Source organism: Leptospira wolffii serovar Khorat str. Khorat-H2, from assembly GCF_000306115.2.
Lineage (GTDB): Bacteria > Spirochaetota > Leptospiria > Leptospirales > Leptospiraceae > Leptospira_B > Leptospira_B wolffii.
On sequence record NZ_AKWX02000023.1, the window covers coordinates 308,225 to 325,408 of the forward strand.

Annotated in this window: 15 protein-coding genes; 6 read left to right on the plus strand and 9 right to left on the minus strand. The window is 47.3% G+C overall.

Going from position 1 to position 17,184, the window contains the following annotated elements:
- Positions 1-76 precede the first annotated feature (76 nt).
- Positions 77-361, minus strand: coding sequence for an LIC10816 family protein (locus LEP1GSC061_RS19565; RefSeq protein ID WP_010513568.1), 285 nt, complete (start codon positions 359-361; stop codon positions 77-79).
- Positions 362-866: 505 nt separating this feature from the next.
- Here LEP1GSC061_RS19565 and LEP1GSC061_RS19570 point away from each other — a divergent pair.
- Positions 867-2,012 carry a M14 family metallopeptidase gene (locus tag LEP1GSC061_RS19570; RefSeq protein WP_016547143.1) on the plus strand — a complete coding sequence of 382 codons (1,146 nt, stop codon included), beginning with the start codon at positions 867-869 and terminating at the stop codon, positions 2,010-2,012.
- A gap of 45 nt (positions 2,013-2,057) precedes the next feature.
- Here LEP1GSC061_RS19570 and LEP1GSC061_RS19575 read toward each other — a convergent pair whose 3' ends face one another.
- Positions 2,058-3,821, minus strand: a complete 1,764-nt coding sequence (locus LEP1GSC061_RS19575; RefSeq protein ID WP_016546945.1) for a GAF domain-containing SpoIIE family protein phosphatase — start codon at positions 3,819-3,821, stop codon at positions 2,058-2,060.
- A gap of 147 nt (positions 3,822-3,968) precedes the next feature.
- Here LEP1GSC061_RS19575 and LEP1GSC061_RS19580 point away from each other — a divergent pair, with 147 nt between their 5' ends.
- From LEP1GSC061_RS19580 to LEP1GSC061_RS19590, 3 genes are all read left to right on the plus strand, one after another.
- A complete protein-coding gene (locus LEP1GSC061_RS19580) occupies positions 3,969-5,192 on the plus strand; it encodes a metallophosphoesterase (protein ID WP_016547042.1) in 1,224 nt (407 codons plus the stop codon).
- A 114-nt stretch (positions 5,193-5,306) separates the two neighbouring features.
- Positions 5,307-5,936 carry an MORN repeat-containing protein gene (locus LEP1GSC061_RS19585; protein WP_016547436.1) on the plus strand — a complete coding sequence of 210 codons (630 nt, stop codon included), beginning with the start codon at positions 5,307-5,309 and terminating at the stop codon, positions 5,934-5,936.
- A gap of 212 nt (positions 5,937-6,148) precedes the next feature.
- Entirely contained in the window at positions 6,149-6,577 is a 429-nt protein-coding gene (locus LEP1GSC061_RS19590; RefSeq protein WP_016547359.1) for a DoxX family protein, read from the plus strand.
- 101 nt (positions 6,578-6,678) lie between these two features.
- Here the strand turns inward: LEP1GSC061_RS19590 and LEP1GSC061_RS19595 are convergent, their stop codons facing one another.
- The 7 genes from LEP1GSC061_RS19595 to LEP1GSC061_RS19625 form a co-directional block, all read right to left on the minus strand.
- Positions 6,679-7,764, minus strand: coding sequence for a hemin-degrading factor (locus LEP1GSC061_RS19595; protein WP_016547103.1), 1,086 nt, complete (start codon positions 7,762-7,764; stop codon positions 6,679-6,681).
- Positions 7,765-7,787: 23 nt separating this feature from the next.
- Complete coding sequence (locus LEP1GSC061_RS19600; RefSeq protein ID WP_016547313.1) at positions 7,788-8,603, minus strand: heme ABC transporter ATP-binding protein; 816 nt, start codon at positions 8,601-8,603, stop codon at positions 7,788-7,790.
- Positions 8,600-9,745, minus strand: coding sequence for a FecCD family ABC transporter permease (locus tag LEP1GSC061_RS19605; protein WP_016547089.1), 1,146 nt, complete (start codon positions 9,743-9,745; stop codon positions 8,600-8,602). The genes LEP1GSC061_RS19600 and LEP1GSC061_RS19605 overlap by 4 nt, the downstream gene beginning before the upstream one ends.
- On the minus strand, positions 9,742-10,605 hold the full coding sequence (locus LEP1GSC061_RS19610) for a heme/hemin ABC transporter substrate-binding protein (protein WP_016547137.1): 864 nt from the start codon (positions 10,603-10,605) through the stop codon (positions 9,742-9,744). Before LEP1GSC061_RS19610 ends, LEP1GSC061_RS19605 begins: the two co-directional genes overlap by 4 nt.
- Before the next feature lie 33 nt (positions 10,606-10,638).
- Positions 10,639-13,098 (minus strand): TonB-dependent receptor plug domain-containing protein, encoded by a 2,460-nt coding sequence (locus LEP1GSC061_RS19615; protein WP_040510055.1) that lies wholly within the window; start codon positions 13,096-13,098, stop codon positions 10,639-10,641.
- Positions 13,080-13,739, minus strand: a complete 660-nt coding sequence (locus LEP1GSC061_RS19620; RefSeq protein ID WP_016546951.1) for an HmuY family protein — start codon at positions 13,737-13,739, stop codon at positions 13,080-13,082. Before LEP1GSC061_RS19620 ends, LEP1GSC061_RS19615 begins: the two co-directional genes overlap by 19 nt.
- A gap of 74 nt (positions 13,740-13,813) precedes the next feature.
- A complete protein-coding gene (locus LEP1GSC061_RS19625; protein WP_084680546.1) occupies positions 13,814-14,542 on the minus strand; it encodes a hypothetical protein in 729 nt (242 codons plus the stop codon).
- A gap of 471 nt (positions 14,543-15,013) precedes the next feature.
- Here LEP1GSC061_RS19625 and LEP1GSC061_RS19630 point away from each other — a divergent pair, with 471 nt between their 5' ends.
- Positions 15,014-15,436 carry a host attachment protein gene (locus tag LEP1GSC061_RS19630; protein WP_040510164.1) on the plus strand — a complete coding sequence of 141 codons (423 nt, stop codon included), beginning with the start codon at positions 15,014-15,016 and terminating at the stop codon, positions 15,434-15,436.
- 198 nt (positions 15,437-15,634) lie between these two features.
- Positions 15,635-17,182: a glycerol kinase 5 gene (locus tag LEP1GSC061_RS19635; RefSeq protein WP_040510166.1), complete on the plus strand. Its 1,548-nt coding sequence runs from the start codon at positions 15,635-15,637 to the stop codon at positions 17,180-17,182.
- Positions 17,183-17,184: the final 2 nt, after the last annotated feature.

Here is a 17,184-nt window from a genome sequence, read left to right on the forward strand (position 1 = left end):
GTGGGATTGTTTTGAAACTAAAAAAGGCGGGACAATGTCCCGCCTTCCATTCCTTTTTTCGTTTAGGAGGATCCTTTTAGATTTCGTTCGGGTGTTTGACGTAGTAGAGCGATAGCCATACTACCCCGAAAAGTACCCCCGCGTAAGCTAGGATCGCGGTTGCGATGTCTATCATAGGAAGAACGGCGGCGATAGGGGTTACCTTGACGGCCGTGATCTTCGTGGCTTCACCAAGAATTAGGAAAAGACCTCCCAATCCGATCAGGTGATAGCGGTTCATCGCATCCTTTGATACTCGGGCAAACCGGGCAAACACAGGAACAGCCAAAAGCGCTAATGCGAAGATGGTCACTGTATCCATGTTCATACCTCCTTAAGGTACTAGGTTAGACCGATGAGAGGTATCACATCTTTCAGATTCGGATAAAAATTATTTTAAAAAAAATGCATGTAATATAACGAGCGATTTATAAAGGAATAAGCGGTATATATACTTAGGATTATAAGAACGGGCTCCATCGGTTTATCCCGGAAGGGATAAGTCTGAAAGAAAAGGCTTAATTATATTATGAAATGTTAATTTACTATCCGATTCGGATAGACGCGCTCGTGATTTCGGATGCGATTCTGCCGACGTTCCAGGTTTTAATCGGATATTCTTGTCGCTGATCCCTTTGTTTTTGCTTTCGATGGGAGAGATCCGATTTTGGGGATCGATATTCTCTCGGATTACAGGCCGATTCCGGCGTTTTTGGCGGATCGTAAGGCCGGATTAAAGAGGTCTTCTTCTAACATTCACGAAATCGTAATCAGGATGAAAGAAAATTCTTTGGACTACAGAATCGGATCGGAAATAGGTCTTAATTGTGGACGTTCTACTATATTATCTGGAAACCTACGAGGCCTGCCGCAAGGCCTTCGTTTCTTATAAAAGACAAATCAAGGGAAAATTCCGCCGTTTCCGACACGAGGTCATAGAAGTTCCTAAGGGCGGAGGAGAGATCGACGCTTTTCTGTTCGGACATAAGAAGAAGCCGGCTAGGAAAGCTGTCGTGATGAGTTCCGGAATCCACGGCATAGAAGGATTTGCGGGTTCCGCATTCCAAAGAAGATGGTTGGAAGAGTTCCTACTGGACGATAAGGGGCCGTATAAGGCTCCTCAGAATGTGGATTTCATCCTTTTGCACGGAATCAACGCATACGGTTTTAAGAATCTACTACGGGTGAACGAAAGAAATGTGGACCTGAACCGGAACTTCGCTCTTAAAAGGGAGAAGCTTCATAAGAAATTCAAGAATAAGCGCTATCGTAAAATAGAATCCTTTTTGAATCCCGGAGTCCCTTTTACGAATTATTTCTGGGAATACGTATTTTTCGTGATCCGGTTCATCGGTGTCGTCGCCCGTTTCGGAGCGAAATACGTTCTGGACGCGGCGGTAAACGGACAATACGAATTTCCTAAGGGAATCTATTACGGAGGCAGAAAGCCCGAACCCGTAGTACGAAGGCTTAGAAAATTCTTCCGTAAGACCCTGAAATCCTACGACCAAATCCTGATATTGGATTTCCATACCGGATACGGCGCTCGAAACGGTTTGAGCCTAATGCAGAATGCGGCTCCCGGCTCTAAAGAGGATAAGAATCTCAGAAAGGTATTCGGAGATTTCGGCCTACTCTTGAACGAAGGAGAGGAGGATTTTTATCGCACCTCCGGGGACTTCACTGATTTTTTCGGAAAGTTATTCGAAGAAGGCAAGGAGTTCTTTCCCATAACGGTGGAGTTGGGGACATTCGGAAATTTGAATCTAAGGGGAGGCTTAAAAGGGAGCTTTCTCATGATCAGCGAAAATCGTATCCGCTTCCAAGGAGCCAAATCCGAATCTTCTTCCGCTCGAGTTCGCGAAGAGTTCAAGGAAATGTTCTATCCCAGCCGGGAAGATTGGAGACTCGCAGCCATGGATCAGGTATTCGGAATTCTTCCGGAAGCGATCACTCGGTTTTCCAAAATCTGATTCGCCGGCTTGCGCCGAATTTGGGTCACCTCTCGCCTCTGAGAACTAGGTTCTGTCCACGAGTAGAAGCGTCACATCGTCTTCGAATTCGGATCTATGGCAATAGGTCCTACATTCTTTGATTAGCCCCGCAGCAGCTTCCGAAACGGGTGATTGGGATTGGGAGCGGACGGCGAGAGTCAGTAAGTCCTCGCTGTATCTTCTCGTTCTATCCTCGTTAGAATGCTCCGTGAGTCCGTCCGTATAAAGCACGAGTCTATCCTGCGGTTGGAACGCCGTCACGTATTCTTCGAAGAATAGATCCGGGATAACGCCCACTAATTTTCCTTTCGTTTCCAAATGCAGAGAGGTCCCTTCCGATTTTCGATAAAGAATAGGAGGGTTATGCCCTGCATTAGAATAAGATAATGTATTGGTTCCGGTGTGGATCACTCCGTAGAACGCCGTTAGAAAATTTCCGGCGAGTTTGTTATAGAGTGCGTAATTGAGAGCCGTAAAGAATTTGGAAGGGCTCGTGAGAGTGTCGTGTTCGAAGGTCTCCATGACCGTATGAATCACGGCGGCCACCACGGAAGCGGATAGACCGTGTCCGGATACGTCGGCAATTAGAACCGCGGTCCGATTTTCGTCCAATTTGATGACATTATAAAAGTCACCTCCCACATTGTCGAAAGGGAGATGTTGCACTCCGAATTCCAGACCCGGAATATAAGGAAGGCTGGAAGGAAGAATCTTGTGCATCACTTCTCTTGCTCGCTTCAGTTCCCGATCGTTATCCATGACCTTGTGGAATAGATTCGCATTCTTGATAGTGACGCTCAGGCGATTTGCGATGGCCCCTAGCATTTCTAGATCTGCATGAGTGAATGCGAAGCCGGAATATTTATTGTTTACGCTGATCACTCCCAATAGCTCGCCTCGGTAAAGGAGAGGGGCGGAAATGAGAGAGTTGGCCTCGAATTTGTATTTAGCGCTTTTATCATATCTGGGATCGTCGTCCAGATTTTGGATGAGAAGACTTTGTTTTTCTTTGGCAACCCAGCCGGAAACGCCTTCTCCGAACGGAACCTGTATATTATGAATGGCCTCTTCCGGAATTCCTCGGGCCGCTAGTACCCTGAGAACTTCCATGGTGGGATCCGAGAGATAGATCGTGCCTGCCTTAGCTTCTAAGAACTCCAACACCTTATCCAAAAGCCAGTTGCCCAATTCATGGATACTCTTTTCCGCTACGGTGAGTTTCTCGAATTCGTACAGTAGTCGGAGTTCCAACACCCTTTTTTTTAGGGCTTCGTGGGTTTGGGCGTTCTTGATCGCGATAGCAGCAATCTCAGAAAGGGAAGAAAGCACTTCCACATCCGAATGATCAAAGCTACGATTCTGGGATTTGTTCAGAATTTCCAGAGTTCCGATCACTTTGTCCTGGATGAATAAAGGAACGCAGGCGAGGGAACGTGTTCTGAATCCGGTTTTTTGATCCAGTGCGGGATTGAAACGAGGGTCCGTGTAAGCGTCCTCTAATACGATGGATTTTTTCTCGCGGGCTACCCAGCCTGCGATTCCCTGTCCGGGTTCCAGCCTTGCGTATTTCTGGATGATTTCGCCCTTTTCTCCCAGAGCCACCTCGCAGTAGAGGAATCCGTCCTTTTCTTCCAGTAAGAAAAGGGAACTTGCCTCCGCCTCCAGTAGATCTTTCGAATACAGCATAATCAAGGGCAGAAGTTGGTAGAGATCCAAATTTGCGTTTAGGATCGTACTGGTGTTCAATAAGCTTCTGTATTTGCTAGCTTCCGCTTCTGCGTTGGACATAGATGGGGCAAGACTCTCACGGAATGGGATCGAAGTCAACGGATTGTCGTTTCTTCTCGGTACAAAAACTCCGAATCCAGAAAAGAAGTTCCCTTTTTCCCGGAACTACTCGCTATTTTTTCGGTCGGATAATTAGAACAATCGAGGATGGAATTCGATTTGCAAAGGTTTTATATTTTTCTGGGTGTTTTCACTCTGGTTCTTTTTTCCGGATATTGGTATGCGGCGAGTCGCCTGACTGCTCCCTTTCAGCTCAGCCAGGGAGAATGGATTTTACTCGGAATCGGAGTCTCCGTCCTGGTTCTTCTCACCCCCGGAGCTTATTTATTGAGTCTTTTTCTACGAGAGACTCCTTGGCAAAAATTTTGGTCCTACGCCGCCTTTATCACTCTAGGATTCGCTACCATTTTAGTTTCCTTCGTTTTGGTCCGGGATATCGGGCATTTGGTTTGGAAAGGAAGCCTGTATGTTTCGGATAGGTTTCAACAGGCTCCATCCGGGGATCTGGCAAGCGTCGGACCGGTAAGGGAGGAATTTTCCCGTAAGGATTTCTTTTCCAGATTCTCCTCTTTTGCGTTACTCGGAATTGCAGGAGGTCTGACGGCATTCGGAGTTTACCAGGCAAAAAAGACTCCTTCCGTTAAACATGTGAGGATCAAGGTCAAGGATCTGCCAGAAGGGTTACACGGCTTTAAGATCGCCCAACTTTCCGATATCCATATAGGACCCACCATAAAGGGGGGCTTCCTGGAAGAAGTGGTGGGCCGGACCAATGCTCTCGAGCCCCATCTAGTGGCGATTACGGGAGACTTAGTGGACGGAACCGTGAATATGCTCCGAGATCACGTGAGTCCATTAGGAAAATTGAATTCTCAGTACGGAACATTCTTCGTAACGGGAAATCACGAATATTATTCCGGAGCCTTGGCCTGGATCCGAGAATTGGAGGCTTTGGGGCTGAACGTTCTTTTAAATCAGAATTCTCTCATCCGTCACAACGGTGCGGTTCTCGCCGTAGCGGGGGTCACGGATTATAAGGCGCATACGGTGATTCCAGGGCATAGGACGGATCCTCATCAAGCGGCGATCGGGACGGAGGAGGCGCATTACAAGATGTTACTCGCTCACCAGCCCAATTCCGTTTTCGAGGCGGCCAAGGCGGGGTTTCATTTACAGCTTTCCGGCCACACTCATGGAGGCCAATATTTCCCGGGGAACGTATTCATCTATTTGTTCCAGAAATTCGTAGCGGGCTTAAGCGAATGGGAAGGGACCCAGTTGTATGTGAGTCGGGGGACAGGATATTGGGGACCGCCTTTACGGATTGGAGCTCCTTCCGAAATCACTCTTCTGGTCTTGGAAAAGGCTTAAGGAGCGACTCCTTCAAAAATTCGGGATAAGGGTTAAGTCGCAGCCCATTGTCCCGAGTTAATTGGAATTGACATCCTATCTTGTTCCTTCTCTTTAGAAATACAAGGAGTCAGGATGAAAGACCGGTTTCGTAGCTTCTTTTCCAAGATCATACTATCGAGCTCACACAGAGCGCACTCTTTACTTTCCCGACTCATTCTTCTCATTTTTATAATATCTTTTTCCGCATTCGTTTTGGATTGTTCGAAACCTAAGCCCAAGTCCAATCCGGAAATCGAAAGACTTAAACCTAAGAAGAAAGCGGACGATCGGGACCAGGATCCGGATATTTCCAAAAGGGAGTATTTCGACGAAGATGCGGATGGAAAACCGATAGAGAGAAAGCCGGATCCTCCTTCTTCTTCTCCCAATCTAAGATCTTACGCTAGTTCCGGTCCGGGTTGCAAGAAGGGAAATTGCAAAACGGGAGAAGGCGTTTACGTATACGACACAAGGGACGTGTATTCGGGAAGATTCGTAGGGGAACTGAGAGAAGGTTGGGGTACTCTCGCATATTCGGACGGAGATCGTTATGAAGGCAATTGGGCCCAAGATAGAAAATCCGGAGCGGGCCGTTATGTCTTTCGGGATGGATCCAGTTTCAATGGGACGTTCACGGGAGAAGGGAACGGAAACGGCACGTACGTAAAAGCCGGTAGGTCCCATAAATGCAGATTGGAGAATCGTAAGATTCTATGTAAGTGATTCGCGAGGGAGGACGATTCTCATCATATCTTCGTTATTTGCCGATCATTCGTTTATCTTTCCATGGATTCTATTCTCCTAATAGAATCGTTCTACGCCACTTTCTTCCTTATTAATAAACGTTTGTTCGATTAAGTGCTGATCTTTTTACGCTCCGATCTTGCATTTCTATTAAACATGGATAGAATACCAACTGTCGGACGGAGGTCCTTATGGAAAGATGGCATGATTGGTTGCAAACGCATAAAGATTGGTGGATCGATATGGTGCGTGTGTATTTGGGAGGAGTGCTGCTATACAAAGGATTGCAGTTTCTTGCGGATACGGACGCCCTGATCCGATTGATGGAATGGAATAATGCGCCTTACGCTTCCACGTTGCTCGCTCATTACATCGTGGTCGCGCATATATGCGGAGGAATTCTTCTCATGGTCGGACTATTGACTAGGTTCTCGGCTATGTTGCAATTGCCTGTCCTCATAGGAGCGGTGATTTTCATCCATTCCAAAGAAGGTTTCGTGGCGCCGGGATCTAATTTGCCTTACGCTTCGATGATTCTACTTCTCTTATTGCATTTTTCTTTATACGGTTCGGGAAGAATCTCGGCCGATTTCTATATAGACACTCATCGTAGCGTTTAAGAGAAGAATGCGATCCGTCGATAGGCGATCGCGGAAAATGAGGAAGGATTAGGATTAGGATCTCCCTTTCCGAAGGATATCGGAAAGGGAGGAGGTTTCGTTTAGTCGTTTGTAATCGCGTTCAAAAGACCTGCCCAATCGGTTCTTTCCGGCTGTCCCGGTTTTCTTTTCCCGAAAAATTGGACGATCATTTCTCCCGCTTCGTCGTAGACTTCGATGGAGTGGATGACTCCGTCTTTGGAGGGTTTGTCCACGATCCAAGTCTCGGCGATCAGGTCGGATTTTAAGTGCAGATTGAATTCCGGATCGAGCACATTCCACCAAGTTTCCAATACCTTGATATTAGTGACTTCTCCCGTATGGATCTGGATGGCTCCCGGGTTTCCTACGAAGACCATGATAGGGATTCTATCCAGGGAGGCTCTTTCTAACATTCTGAGCACCAAACGATTTTCCAGTTTGCGGGTGAATTTTCCCTCCGCAAGTCCCATGGATTGAATTCTGGAAACATTATGCTTCTTTAATAATCCGAAAAAATCGTGAGTATCCTCCAGATTCCCCCATTCTGTCAGAAATTCCTGTTTGGATTTGTCGGAAATCCTGCCGGATGCGGAGGTCGCAGGTTTTTCTTTTTTCTCCTTAATCTGGAATAGGGGGGAATAATCTGGCCCTTCCTTTTCGAATTCGGTTCTCAGATTTTCCCATGCGGAAACATCGGATTTGTCCGTTAGAAATATCTTATGGACCGCGTCTCCGTTTCCGTCGAAAAATTGAAAGGAGCGTTGGACGGAATCCCCTTTGTTTTCCTCCACCGAGAATCCAAACTTCCAACCGCCTGGAAAGAGTCTCAGATCGATATCCGGACCGACTACTAGGATATGTCCCGGGCCGGAACTGACTTCTTCGAATTTACCTTTTCTCTCGTGTACGCAGGCCTCGTTGCGGGTCAGTACCATCACGTGTCCTAATTCTCCCAGTTTGGAGAATAATTCTCCCCAGGTTTCTTTTAGGGCTCTTACTTGGGGAAATCCTCCCGCCTTTACCACGTAGGCTGCAGCGAGTAGTCCCGCCTCCGATAATTGCAATTTCGTCGCGATATCGCGGATTCTTAATCTAGGCTGGGTTTCCCTTAAATGCTTCCAGTCTTTTAGGACGCTTTCTACTTCTAAAGATTCTGCAATGGACATGATTTTGCTCCTATTTCATTTGTTTATAATTCAATCTTTTTTAATGCTTCTTCCGCGGACCCCAGCGGAATGAGGTAGAATCCCCCTTCGGGGAAAGATACTTTTTTGGTCCGGAGTTCGAAATGTTGAAAGACGAAGTCCTCTTCTAAGACGGATTGAGGATTGCCTTCCGCAATCACCTCTCCTCCTTTCAGGACTACGATCCGATCCGCGTATCTCATCGCCAGGTTTAGATCGTGGAGAATACAAAGTACTCCTCGTCCCTGCCGGCTCAACTCTCTAGCTAGATCCAAAAGTTTATGAATCCGGTTCGGATCCAGGGAGGCGCCCGGCTCGTCCAGTAACACATAGCTTTCCCGGACCGGCGGGGCCTCGTCCTGGACTAGAACTCTTGCCATCTGGCATCGCTGCTTTTCTCCGCCCGAAAGATTGGAAAAGATCTGGTATCGCTCCCTCTCTCCTAAATTCACTTTTTTGAATGCACGATCTACGATTTCATCTTCGTGATTCCTTTCGAGTCTCAATTTGGAAGAGGACCTTCCCATACGAACGATTTCATCGGCCAGAAACGGAAAATGGATCTCGGACTCCTGGGATAGCACCGAGCGTTTCAGCGCCAAATCTTCCGTATCGTATTCGGAGATCGGGATACCGTCTAAGAGAACCGTACCCACATCGGGCCGTATTTCTCCGGAGAGAATTTTCAGTAAAGTGGATTTCCCGGCTCCGTTGGGACCGAGTAGCACCAGTACTTCTCCCGGATCCAAGGATAGATTCACATCGGTAAGAAGATTTCTGCTTCCTCTCCTTACGAAAACATGAGAGAGTACGATACTCATCTGAATTGTCCTTCCTTACGCTTCGATCTTAGGATCAATACCAGGAAGAATGTCCCGCCTAGGCCGCAGGCGATGATTCCTATCGGAAGTTCGGAGGGAAACACGATGGTTCTTGCCGTCAGATCCGCGATCGCCACTAGCAATCCTCCTCCGAGTAGCGACGCCGGTAGTAGGACTCTATGACCCGGCCCCAAAAGCATGCGGAGAATATGAGGAACGATCAAACCTACGAAGCCTATATTACCGGTTAATGATATGCTAATTCCCACCAAAAGACTGGAGAGAAGTATCGTAAGATTTCGTATCTTCTTCACCTTAAAGCCGGTATGAAAAGCGTCCGCTTCTCCCAAGGCTAATGCGTCGAGTCCTCTGCTCAAAACGGGGAAGAACAGACTTACGAATCCCAGAACTAAGGCGAGAAGAGTCACCTTATGCCAGGTGGCACCTGCCATGCTACCCAGACTCCAAAACGTTAGATTGCGAAGTTGGTTATCGTCGGCCGCATAGGAAAGAAAGCCCAAGAGGGAAATCACGGTCGCATTTACCGCGATCCCGGTAAGCACGAGTACTAGAGAGAATCCTCCTCCTTCTTTTCGGGAAATGAGATGTAAAAGGAAAGAAACTATTAAGGCTCCGCCGAAAGCGAATATTTGTAGGAAGAAACTTCCCTGACCAGTCATTTCCTTAGGTAAAAAGGAGAATAACGACTCGGAGTAGACGATCCATGCGGAAGCGGCGAGTGCCGCGCCCGGTCCCACTCCTATAAATCCCGGTTCAACTAAAGGATTGCGAAATAAACCTTGGATACATACACCTGCGGACGCGAGACAAGCTCCTACTGCCAAAGAGAGTAAGAATCTAGGCAAACGCAAATCCCATACCAAGAGAGAATGAGGAAGTTCCGACTCGGAAAGAGAGCTCTTGTCTAGGAATAGAAGCCTTGCGATTTCTTCAAAAGAAATGGAAACGGATCCGAATTTCAAGGATAGGAATCCGATTCCGATTAGGCCGATCGATAAGAATAGAAATACTAGAGAAGGTGGTATCTTTCTCCCTCTCTTTCTTTTCGAGGAGTCTTCGGGTCGTTTTCCCGATTTGGATTCCTTCGAAAGAATCGAACTAGGTTCGAAGGAAGTGATCAAGGTTTCTTGGCTCCGGCTGTCGTAGGATGTAATTGGGAAAATAGTTCCTCCATTCCTTGGGCAAGTCTAGGGCCGAACCCTAGGAGAACCAAATCGTCCACGGAGGCGATTCTCAAATTCTTACCCGCGGGGGTTTCCTTCACTCCAGGTAGTGCCAGAACTCCTTCTTTTCCTCCCATTCCTTCCAATCCTCTGGAAGGAATCAGGATCACATCGGGTTGTGCGGAAATCACTCCTTCCGGAGTTATGGGTTTGAATCCTTTGAATCCCGAGACCGCATTCACTCCTCCCGAAAGCTTGATCATTTCGTCCGCAGGGGTATCCGTGCCGGAGACCTGGGCTAGACTCGTGCCTCTATGATAAATAAATAATACTTTTGGTTTGGATTTAAGTTTGGAGACTTTCTCCGTGATCTTATTCGCTTTCTTGCGCATCTCCTGCACGATTTTTTTCGCTTCCGGCTCCGCGCCGATTTCCTTACCTATCGCAAGAATATTATTCAATGCAGGCTCCAATCCGGGGAGTCCGGGATAAATGATGATCTTTTGTCCGGCGGCTTTTAGCTGTTCAATCACTTCTGGGGGACCGGCATATTCTAATCCTAAAATCAGATTCGGCTTTAAGGAAAGGATTCCTTCGGCGGATAGGGCTCTTTGGTAGCCCACTTTAGGAAGAGCGAACGCTTCTGGCGGATATAAGGAAGACGTGTCGTTCCCTACGACCGATTTCCCTTTGCCGAGCGCAAAGACGATTTCCGTCACCGTACCGTTCAGGGTTACGATTCTTAGGCTTTTCTCTTCCGCAGACAAAGAAGAAAAGAAAAGAGCCGAAGCGATAAAGAAACTAAATAAGAATCTCATAATATTTTTTCTCCGAATTTTAAAAGATTTCCGCTATCGTTCAGAAGGCGATTCCCCCGCGCTGAATTTACCGTCGATTCCTACGTAATAGAACCTAGGTTTTTGCGGATTATAAGTGAGATCGAATGCATCCAGAATGTTGTCCACTCCCGCGAAGAATTCGAAAGTGCCCAAAATCTTCTGAGAGATTCTTACGTTTAAATTCGTGTGCGGATTTACCATACGGATTCCGTAAGTTGTCGCTGTAGTGCAATAGGATAGGTTTCTTTCCGTGCAATAGTCCTGTATTCCTTGAGGAATCGAAGAGAATAATTGCTGTATGGTATTTGTTGCATTTGCCTGCAACATTCCCGAGATCGCCGAATATTCCGTAGGCAGCTGCGGGTCACACCATAAAGGATTCTTAATGCAGTAGTAGGGTTGTTTTCCGAAGATCACGGCGAAAACGGAGAGACTAAACCCACTCTTATGGTCTACGCGAATATTTGCGTTCCATCTATGATATCCTCTTCCTTCTAAGGGAAGATTCGTCAGCTCGTCCCGGGTGTCCGTGTAGGTGTATCCTCCTCCCAAGGAAACGTTTTGATGGACCCGGACCGTAACGGAGGACTCGAAACCTTTGGTTAATGCTTTCTGGTAGTTGGAGGTATTATATACCAGAAGCCCGGAGGCGTCCCTATTCGGATTCGTTCTGAAACCGATCAGGTTATCCACATTATTATAGAAGAAGTTGAAACTGAACCAGAAATATTTGTTCGGCTCCCATTCTCCTCCTAGATTATAGCTCCTGGAAAGTTCCGGTTTTAGATTCGGATTTCCGGCTACACGATAACCGACTCCTGGGTTTAGGAAATTATAATATAAATCCTGGAAGCTGGGGGCTCTGTATCCTAGGCCGTTTGCTGCCCGAATCCTGAACTTGTCGGTAATGTCGTATCGCACGGCCAATTTTGGAAGCGTCTGACCACCGTAGATGGAGTCGTGGTCGGAGCGGATTCCCGGAACGATCTGGATTCTGGGAGCGTTGGAAATTCTCCACTCGTCTTGAACATAGAACGCGTTTCTTTGCCTTTCCGCGTATCCGTTTTTCACCTGGTAGGTGTCGGTGAAGCCCAATAGGTCTTCGACGCAGATATTCGGGAAGTTTCTTCTACAATCCGGAGCGATCCTGGCCGAGGAAAATTGATCGATGAGAGTCTCCGCACCGTAGGAGATCACATGTCCTTCGGAGATTTTATGATCCAATCTGGAGCGGAATTCAGTGACCGCATTGTCCAACTTTTCTCTTTTGTCCAAAGCGTCCGACTTTCTTTGATCCAAAGTGTAAGTGTCGTAGAATCTGGCGTAGTTGGCGTTCAGGTTTAAGTTTAAATTCTTGGTAAGTTCCCAGTCCGCGTTGATAGCGCCCATGAAGTCGTGGGTCTTATTGCTTCTATCATACACAGTATTGGGAGGAGATGCATCCACCGCGTTTTGATTTAGATATCTATAATAGAATTGGAATCCTAATTTGAAGGTTTCGGAGATGTCGAAGGTGGTCTTATTGGATACGTTTAAATCCTCGAATGCGCTACCCGAAGTGGATTCCAAAGGAGGGGTGTAAGGAAGATTTCTTCGAGTGATATATACTCGGGCCGCTAAAGGCATATTCGTAGGAAAAGGGGAATAGTTCGGAGAAAGACTTTCTATTCTTCCGTTCTTCGGTCCCAAGGTGGCGTCAGGAGTCAGGTCGTAGCCGTCTCCTCTATGCCAACCTGCCGTGAAATTCGTTGATACGATTCCTTTGCGAACTCCCACCGAGGCATAGTTACGGAATTCCAAGCCTGTTCCGTAATAAAGAGGATTTCCTCCTCCTGCAAAAGTTCTGAAGTTCGCAGAATAAGGGTCCTTCTGTTCCTTGGTAATGATATTGATGACACCGGCGATCGCGTCGGAACCGTATAGAGCGGAAGAGGCGCCTTTGACGATCTCGATTCTTTCTATGTCTTCGGCTTTGAAACGGGTCAGGTCTATCGATCCGCTGAATCGTCCTGTGGTTCTTTGTCCATCAACTAGAATCAGTACGTTTTGTCCGGAAAGACCTTGGAGACGAACGGTGGATCCTCTTTCTCCCGCTTGGGCGGGACGCACTTCTATACCGGGAACGTTACCCAGGGTTTGGGAAATGTCCCTAGCGCCCATAGCGTCGATGTCTTTGCGCGTGATGACTTCCGTGGTGATCGTGGAATCTTTGAGGAAACCTTTCCTTCTGGTTCCTGTAACGGTAATGATCGATCCTTTATCGTTTGCACCGTTTGATTGGTCTTTATTAGGATCGGAAGAAGTTTTACTTTTATCCTGGTCCTGTTTTTCTTCCTTATTCGTTTCCGGGGTCAGATCCCCTTGCGCGAATACTGGAAGACCCGTCGCGCATAAGGAGAGAAATAAGAGAAGATTCTGGATTTTAAAAAGAGAAGAATCCGGGTTCTTCCCTATCACGGAACGGTTCTCCATTGGAATCTAGGATAGCCGCTGGTCCCGCCTACGCTTGCGTAATAGCCCGTCATAGTGAGGGCAAAGTAAGAAGTTCCGTCGGAACCTTTGATTAAATAAGACTTATCTTTCGGAGTCAAAGAATGATCGTTCTGGTCGCCGCTGGCTCCGTAAATATACCATTCGAAAAGAGCTGGGCTTGCGCTTTCCGTAGCTCCCCCGAAACCGCCGCCGCCTGTTTGGCTTTGGGGAGAATCGACCACGATCGTACCCGTGCAATCGGTGACTACTACGGAGGACAGACCTGCCGCATTTCTTCCGGAATCGCAGGACCCGCCGGAGCCGGATCCGCTCGTGCCGCTATTGGTCCCGATTACGAATCGTTTGAATCTCATATCCCAAGTTCCGTCGACGGTGGTTTTTACTCCGCCCGCCTTGAGATCCACATAGGTCCAGCAAGAGGAAGAAGAGGCGTTGACTTCCGTCGTTTTCGTACCGCTTCCGGTGGTCGTGACTTCTCCGGAGAATACCTCGCAACCGCCTACCGATTCCGTGGAAGCTGCAAGAAGCGCTAACGCGTCATCCCCACCGCTATCGGGTCCTCCGCATCGTACGAATATCGGAAGCAATAGTAACGCTGTAATATTTAAGATTCTTTTCATCTCAATCTTCTCCTAACTTTAGTGCGGCAATCGATCGGGGATCTCAATGAGGCCCCGATCGACGGATAATCAAATTATAGAACCGAGGTGGAGAATAGTACGACTTTCGTCGCCGAAACTCCCGAAGCCGAGCTAGCTTTGAAGTAATGACTAGTACTACTTGTGGAACCGATTCCTACGTTGCTCGTCCAGTTAGCTTTGGAAATAATCGCATTACCCGAATTTAAAGTATTCCAATCGGTGCAGTCGGCGCTATTCACACCGGTGGCCCATACTGTGACTTTGGGAACTGAATCTCCTGAAATGTCGTAGCAAACGGTCGATGCACTAGTTGCAAAAGCCGAAAAGGTACTCGTTCCATCTCCGCCCAATGCAGAAGGTGGGTTTCCGTTATCTGTTGCATAAGCGGTTTCGGTTCCGTATCTAGCATACGCTACCGGTCCGCCTTGGTATAGAGTGAGAATGAATCTTCCGTCATTCGCTGCTAAGCTGGGAGAAGTCGTGGTTCCTGCGATTCCATCAGTGTATCCGGAGGAAATATATACCGCGCCGTGTCCGCTCGCGGCTTGGGTGAGAACTCCTTCTACGCGAATGTGTCGAACCGCACCGGCGCTAGGTGTGCAAGCCAATTGGTAGGTATTGTTCGCAGCCGTTATGTTGGTAGCGCAGCTCGTAGGGTCTGAAGTTGCACCTACTCCAGAAAGGGCGAGGGCAGTTAGATCTGGATCACTTTTACCATCGCAACCTGCGAGGCCGAGGGTAAGAAGTAAGGGGAGGCTAATTCGAGTGATAAACCGTTTCATTGTTTTTACATTTCTCCTGATGATACCCATTTCTCATTAGCCGGGTTTTTATCTTTATTTAAAAATGAGTCTAGGACTCAAAATCAGAAATAGCTGCATTTAGTCAAACCAAAATGAGAGTGATTCTCATAATTTAGAATTTGGCTTCAAAAAAACCGGACAAATTGTCACCCGGTCGGTTCATGGAAAAGAGAAGAGTTCGAGTAGAATATTCTGTTCGGAGGGAGAGAATCGAGTCCCGGAAAAGCTAACTGCCAAAAGGGCGTCTAACTTTAGAGCCGGTAAGATTCTTCTCTCTTCCCTGCCGAAATATCACAAACGGTGGTTTATTATGAATCCGGATATTTATCAGTTTGAGGAATGAGATTAGAACGGGAAAAGTAATTGATCCTCTCCTATTCTTGGGATAAAAATAGGCCGCCGATTTTCTCTCCGAAAGGAGGGAAAAGAGTTCGTAGTAGGAGGTTGAAAATGAAGAAGAAGTGGGTGGTGGTTGCGAACCGAAGCGAAGCTAAGATTTTCGAATACCAAGGGCCGAATCACGGTTTAAAATTATTACAGTCTATGGAGAATCCGGACGGAAGATTAAGAAATTCCGATCTAGTTACGGGGGGAGGCCAGGCTTCCCGATCCGATTTCGATTTTTTTCACGAGCCTAAAAAGAAAGTGGCTGCCGCATTTGCAGGCAGACTCAGCGATTTCGTAAATATGGAGAGAAAGAAGGATTCATTCTCCAATTTTATCCTAGTTTCCGAGCCCGGATTCATGGGAATGATTCTTGGAAAACTGGACGATAAATCCCGGGAGAGGATTTACCATAAGATGCCTAAGGATATAGTAAACGAAAAGGAATCCGACCTGATGGCACATCTTAAAAGCGTTTTGATGGCCTAAGCTTTCGTAATTTCCCGAAGTATATTCAGAAAAGTTACTATTCCGATCGGATCTTCTCCTCCTTGACTAATATAGGAAGAGTAGGTCCGATTTTTATTCGAGTATAACGAACGCGGTTTTGCTCAGAAATCCGGTTTATATTCACTTGACGCTAAAGAAGAATCCTTGATTCTACCCTGGAAAAAAAGGGGATCCGGAATGGCTGCAAAGGAAAAATATATTCTCTCTATCGATAGCGGAGGGAGCGGAATCCGGGCCATTGCATTCGACAAAAAGGGACAAATCGTTTCCCGCCAATACGAAAAAACTCCTCCTATTATAAGCGAGCCGGGCGCCTTGGAACACGATCCGGAAAAACTCTGGCAAGCCTTGGTTTCCGTGGTCAAGAAGACGGTTCGCAACAAAAAGTTTCATCCTTCGAATATCGAGGCGTTAGGAATCTGCAACCAAAGAGGTTCCTTTTTGCTTTGGGACAAGGCTACTGGAAAACCACTGACCCGACTGATCAGTTGGGCCGACGTGAGAGCGGGCAAGACTTCCGAGGAGATGAACTCCCATAAAGTTTGGAAGCTCATCCAATTCTTCTCACGGATTTTAGGAACGCTTACCGGCCATCCTATGCTTATCGCGACCTATTTATTGAAGTTCACTACGGATCACGCTTCGGTACGTTTGAAATGGGTTTTGGATAAAAATCCGGAACTTAGAAAAAGAGCGAAGAAAGGGGAGATACTATTCGGGACCTTGGATACTTGGTTCGTCTATAAACTCACCAAAGGAAAAGAACACGTAACGGATCCTTCCAACGCAACTGTTACGGGTATGTTCAATCCTTTCCAACTGCAATGGAACGCTCCTCTTTGCGGAATCTTCGGAATTCCTTTGAAAGTCTTTCCGAGCGTGAAAGATACCGCATCCGATTTCGGTTCCGCGGATCCTTCGCTTTTTGGAGGAGCGGCTATTCCGATCCGCGCGGTAGTGGGAGACCAGATGGCCGCCCTATTCGGTCACGGTTGTTTCGAGAAGGGAGGTGTGAAAATCTCCCAAGGCTCGGGTGCGTTCGTGGATATGAATATGGGCGAAAAACCCAAGATATCCAAAAGAGGTTTATTTCCTTTGGTGGCCTGGAGATTGGAAGGTAAGCCTACCTACATGCTGGAAGGCTTTACCGGAACCGTAGGAACTCTTATAGACTGGTTGGGAAAAGGGATAGGTCTTTCCGATACTCCCAAGGTTCTGAACGAATTGGCTTCCCAGACCAAGGATACGGAGGGAGTGATTTTTGTTCCGACCGCTTCCGGAATGAGATTCCCTTATTTCAATCCGAACGCCAAGGCTTCCGTTTTCGGGCTTTCCCTTGCGACTCATAGGAGACATGTCGCGAGGGCGGTGTTGGAAGGAATCGCATTATCTTTATATGATATATTAGAAGGGATCAAGAAGGATACGAACGTTCCGGTGACTTCGATCATGGTGGACGGAGGAGTATCCCAGTCGGATATTCTACTCCAATGTTTGGCGGATTATTGCCAAGTGGAGGTGAAACGTTCCGCAGAACCGGATATGACCGCTACCGGCGCCGCTTATCTCGCCGGTTTAGGTTCCGGTTATTGGAAGAATATGGAAACCCTATCCAAATTGGAGAGAGGCTATAAGGTATTTAAGCCTAAAATAGACGAGAAAGCCAGAAAGGAAAAGTTGGACCGCTGGCATAAAGCAGTGCAGGCCACCTTGAGTATCGGCTAAGC

Bases quoted from the DNA above. Each gene is read 5' to 3' on its own strand.
- LEP1GSC061_RS19565 (WP_010513568.1), bottom strand. From the start codon at position 361: ATGGATACAGTGACCATCTTCGCATTAGCGCTTTTGGCTGTTCCTGTG.
- LEP1GSC061_RS19575 (WP_016546945.1), bottom strand. From the start codon at position 3,821: ATGTCCAACGCAGAAGCGGAAGCTAGCAAATACAGAAGCTTATTGAAC.
- LEP1GSC061_RS19580 (WP_016547042.1), top strand. From the start codon at position 3,969: ATGGAATTCGATTTGCAAAGGTTTTATATTTTTCTGGGTGTTTTCACT.
- LEP1GSC061_RS19585 (WP_016547436.1), top strand. From the start codon at position 5,307: ATGAAAGACCGGTTTCGTAGCTTCTTTTCCAAGATCATACTATCGAGC.
- LEP1GSC061_RS19590 (WP_016547359.1), top strand. From the start codon at position 6,149: ATGGAAAGATGGCATGATTGGTTGCAAACGCATAAAGATTGGTGGATC.
- LEP1GSC061_RS19595 (WP_016547103.1), bottom strand. From the start codon at position 7,764: ATGTCCATTGCAGAATCTTTAGAAGTAGAAAGCGTCCTAAAAGACTGG.
- LEP1GSC061_RS19600 (WP_016547313.1), bottom strand. From the start codon at position 8,603: ATGAGTATCGTACTCTCTCATGTTTTCGTAAGGAGAGGAAGCAGAAAT.
- LEP1GSC061_RS19610 (WP_016547137.1), bottom strand. From the start codon at position 10,605: ATGAGATTCTTATTTAGTTTCTTTATCGCTTCGGCTCTTTTCTTTTCT.
- LEP1GSC061_RS19615 (WP_040510055.1), bottom strand. From the start codon at position 13,098: ATGGAGAACCGTTCCGTGATAGGGAAGAACCCGGATTCTTCTCTTTTT.
- LEP1GSC061_RS19620 (WP_016546951.1), bottom strand. From the start codon at position 13,739: ATGAAAAGAATCTTAAATATTACAGCGTTACTATTGCTTCCGATATTC.
- LEP1GSC061_RS19625 (WP_084680546.1), bottom strand. From the start codon at position 14,542: ATGAAACGGTTTATCACTCGAATTAGCCTCCCCTTACTTCTTACCCTC.
- LEP1GSC061_RS19630 (WP_040510164.1), top strand. From the start codon at position 15,014: ATGAAGAAGAAGTGGGTGGTGGTTGCGAACCGAAGCGAAGCTAAGATT.
- LEP1GSC061_RS19635 (WP_040510166.1), top strand. From the start codon at position 15,635: ATGGCTGCAAAGGAAAAATATATTCTCTCTATCGATAGCGGAGGGAGC.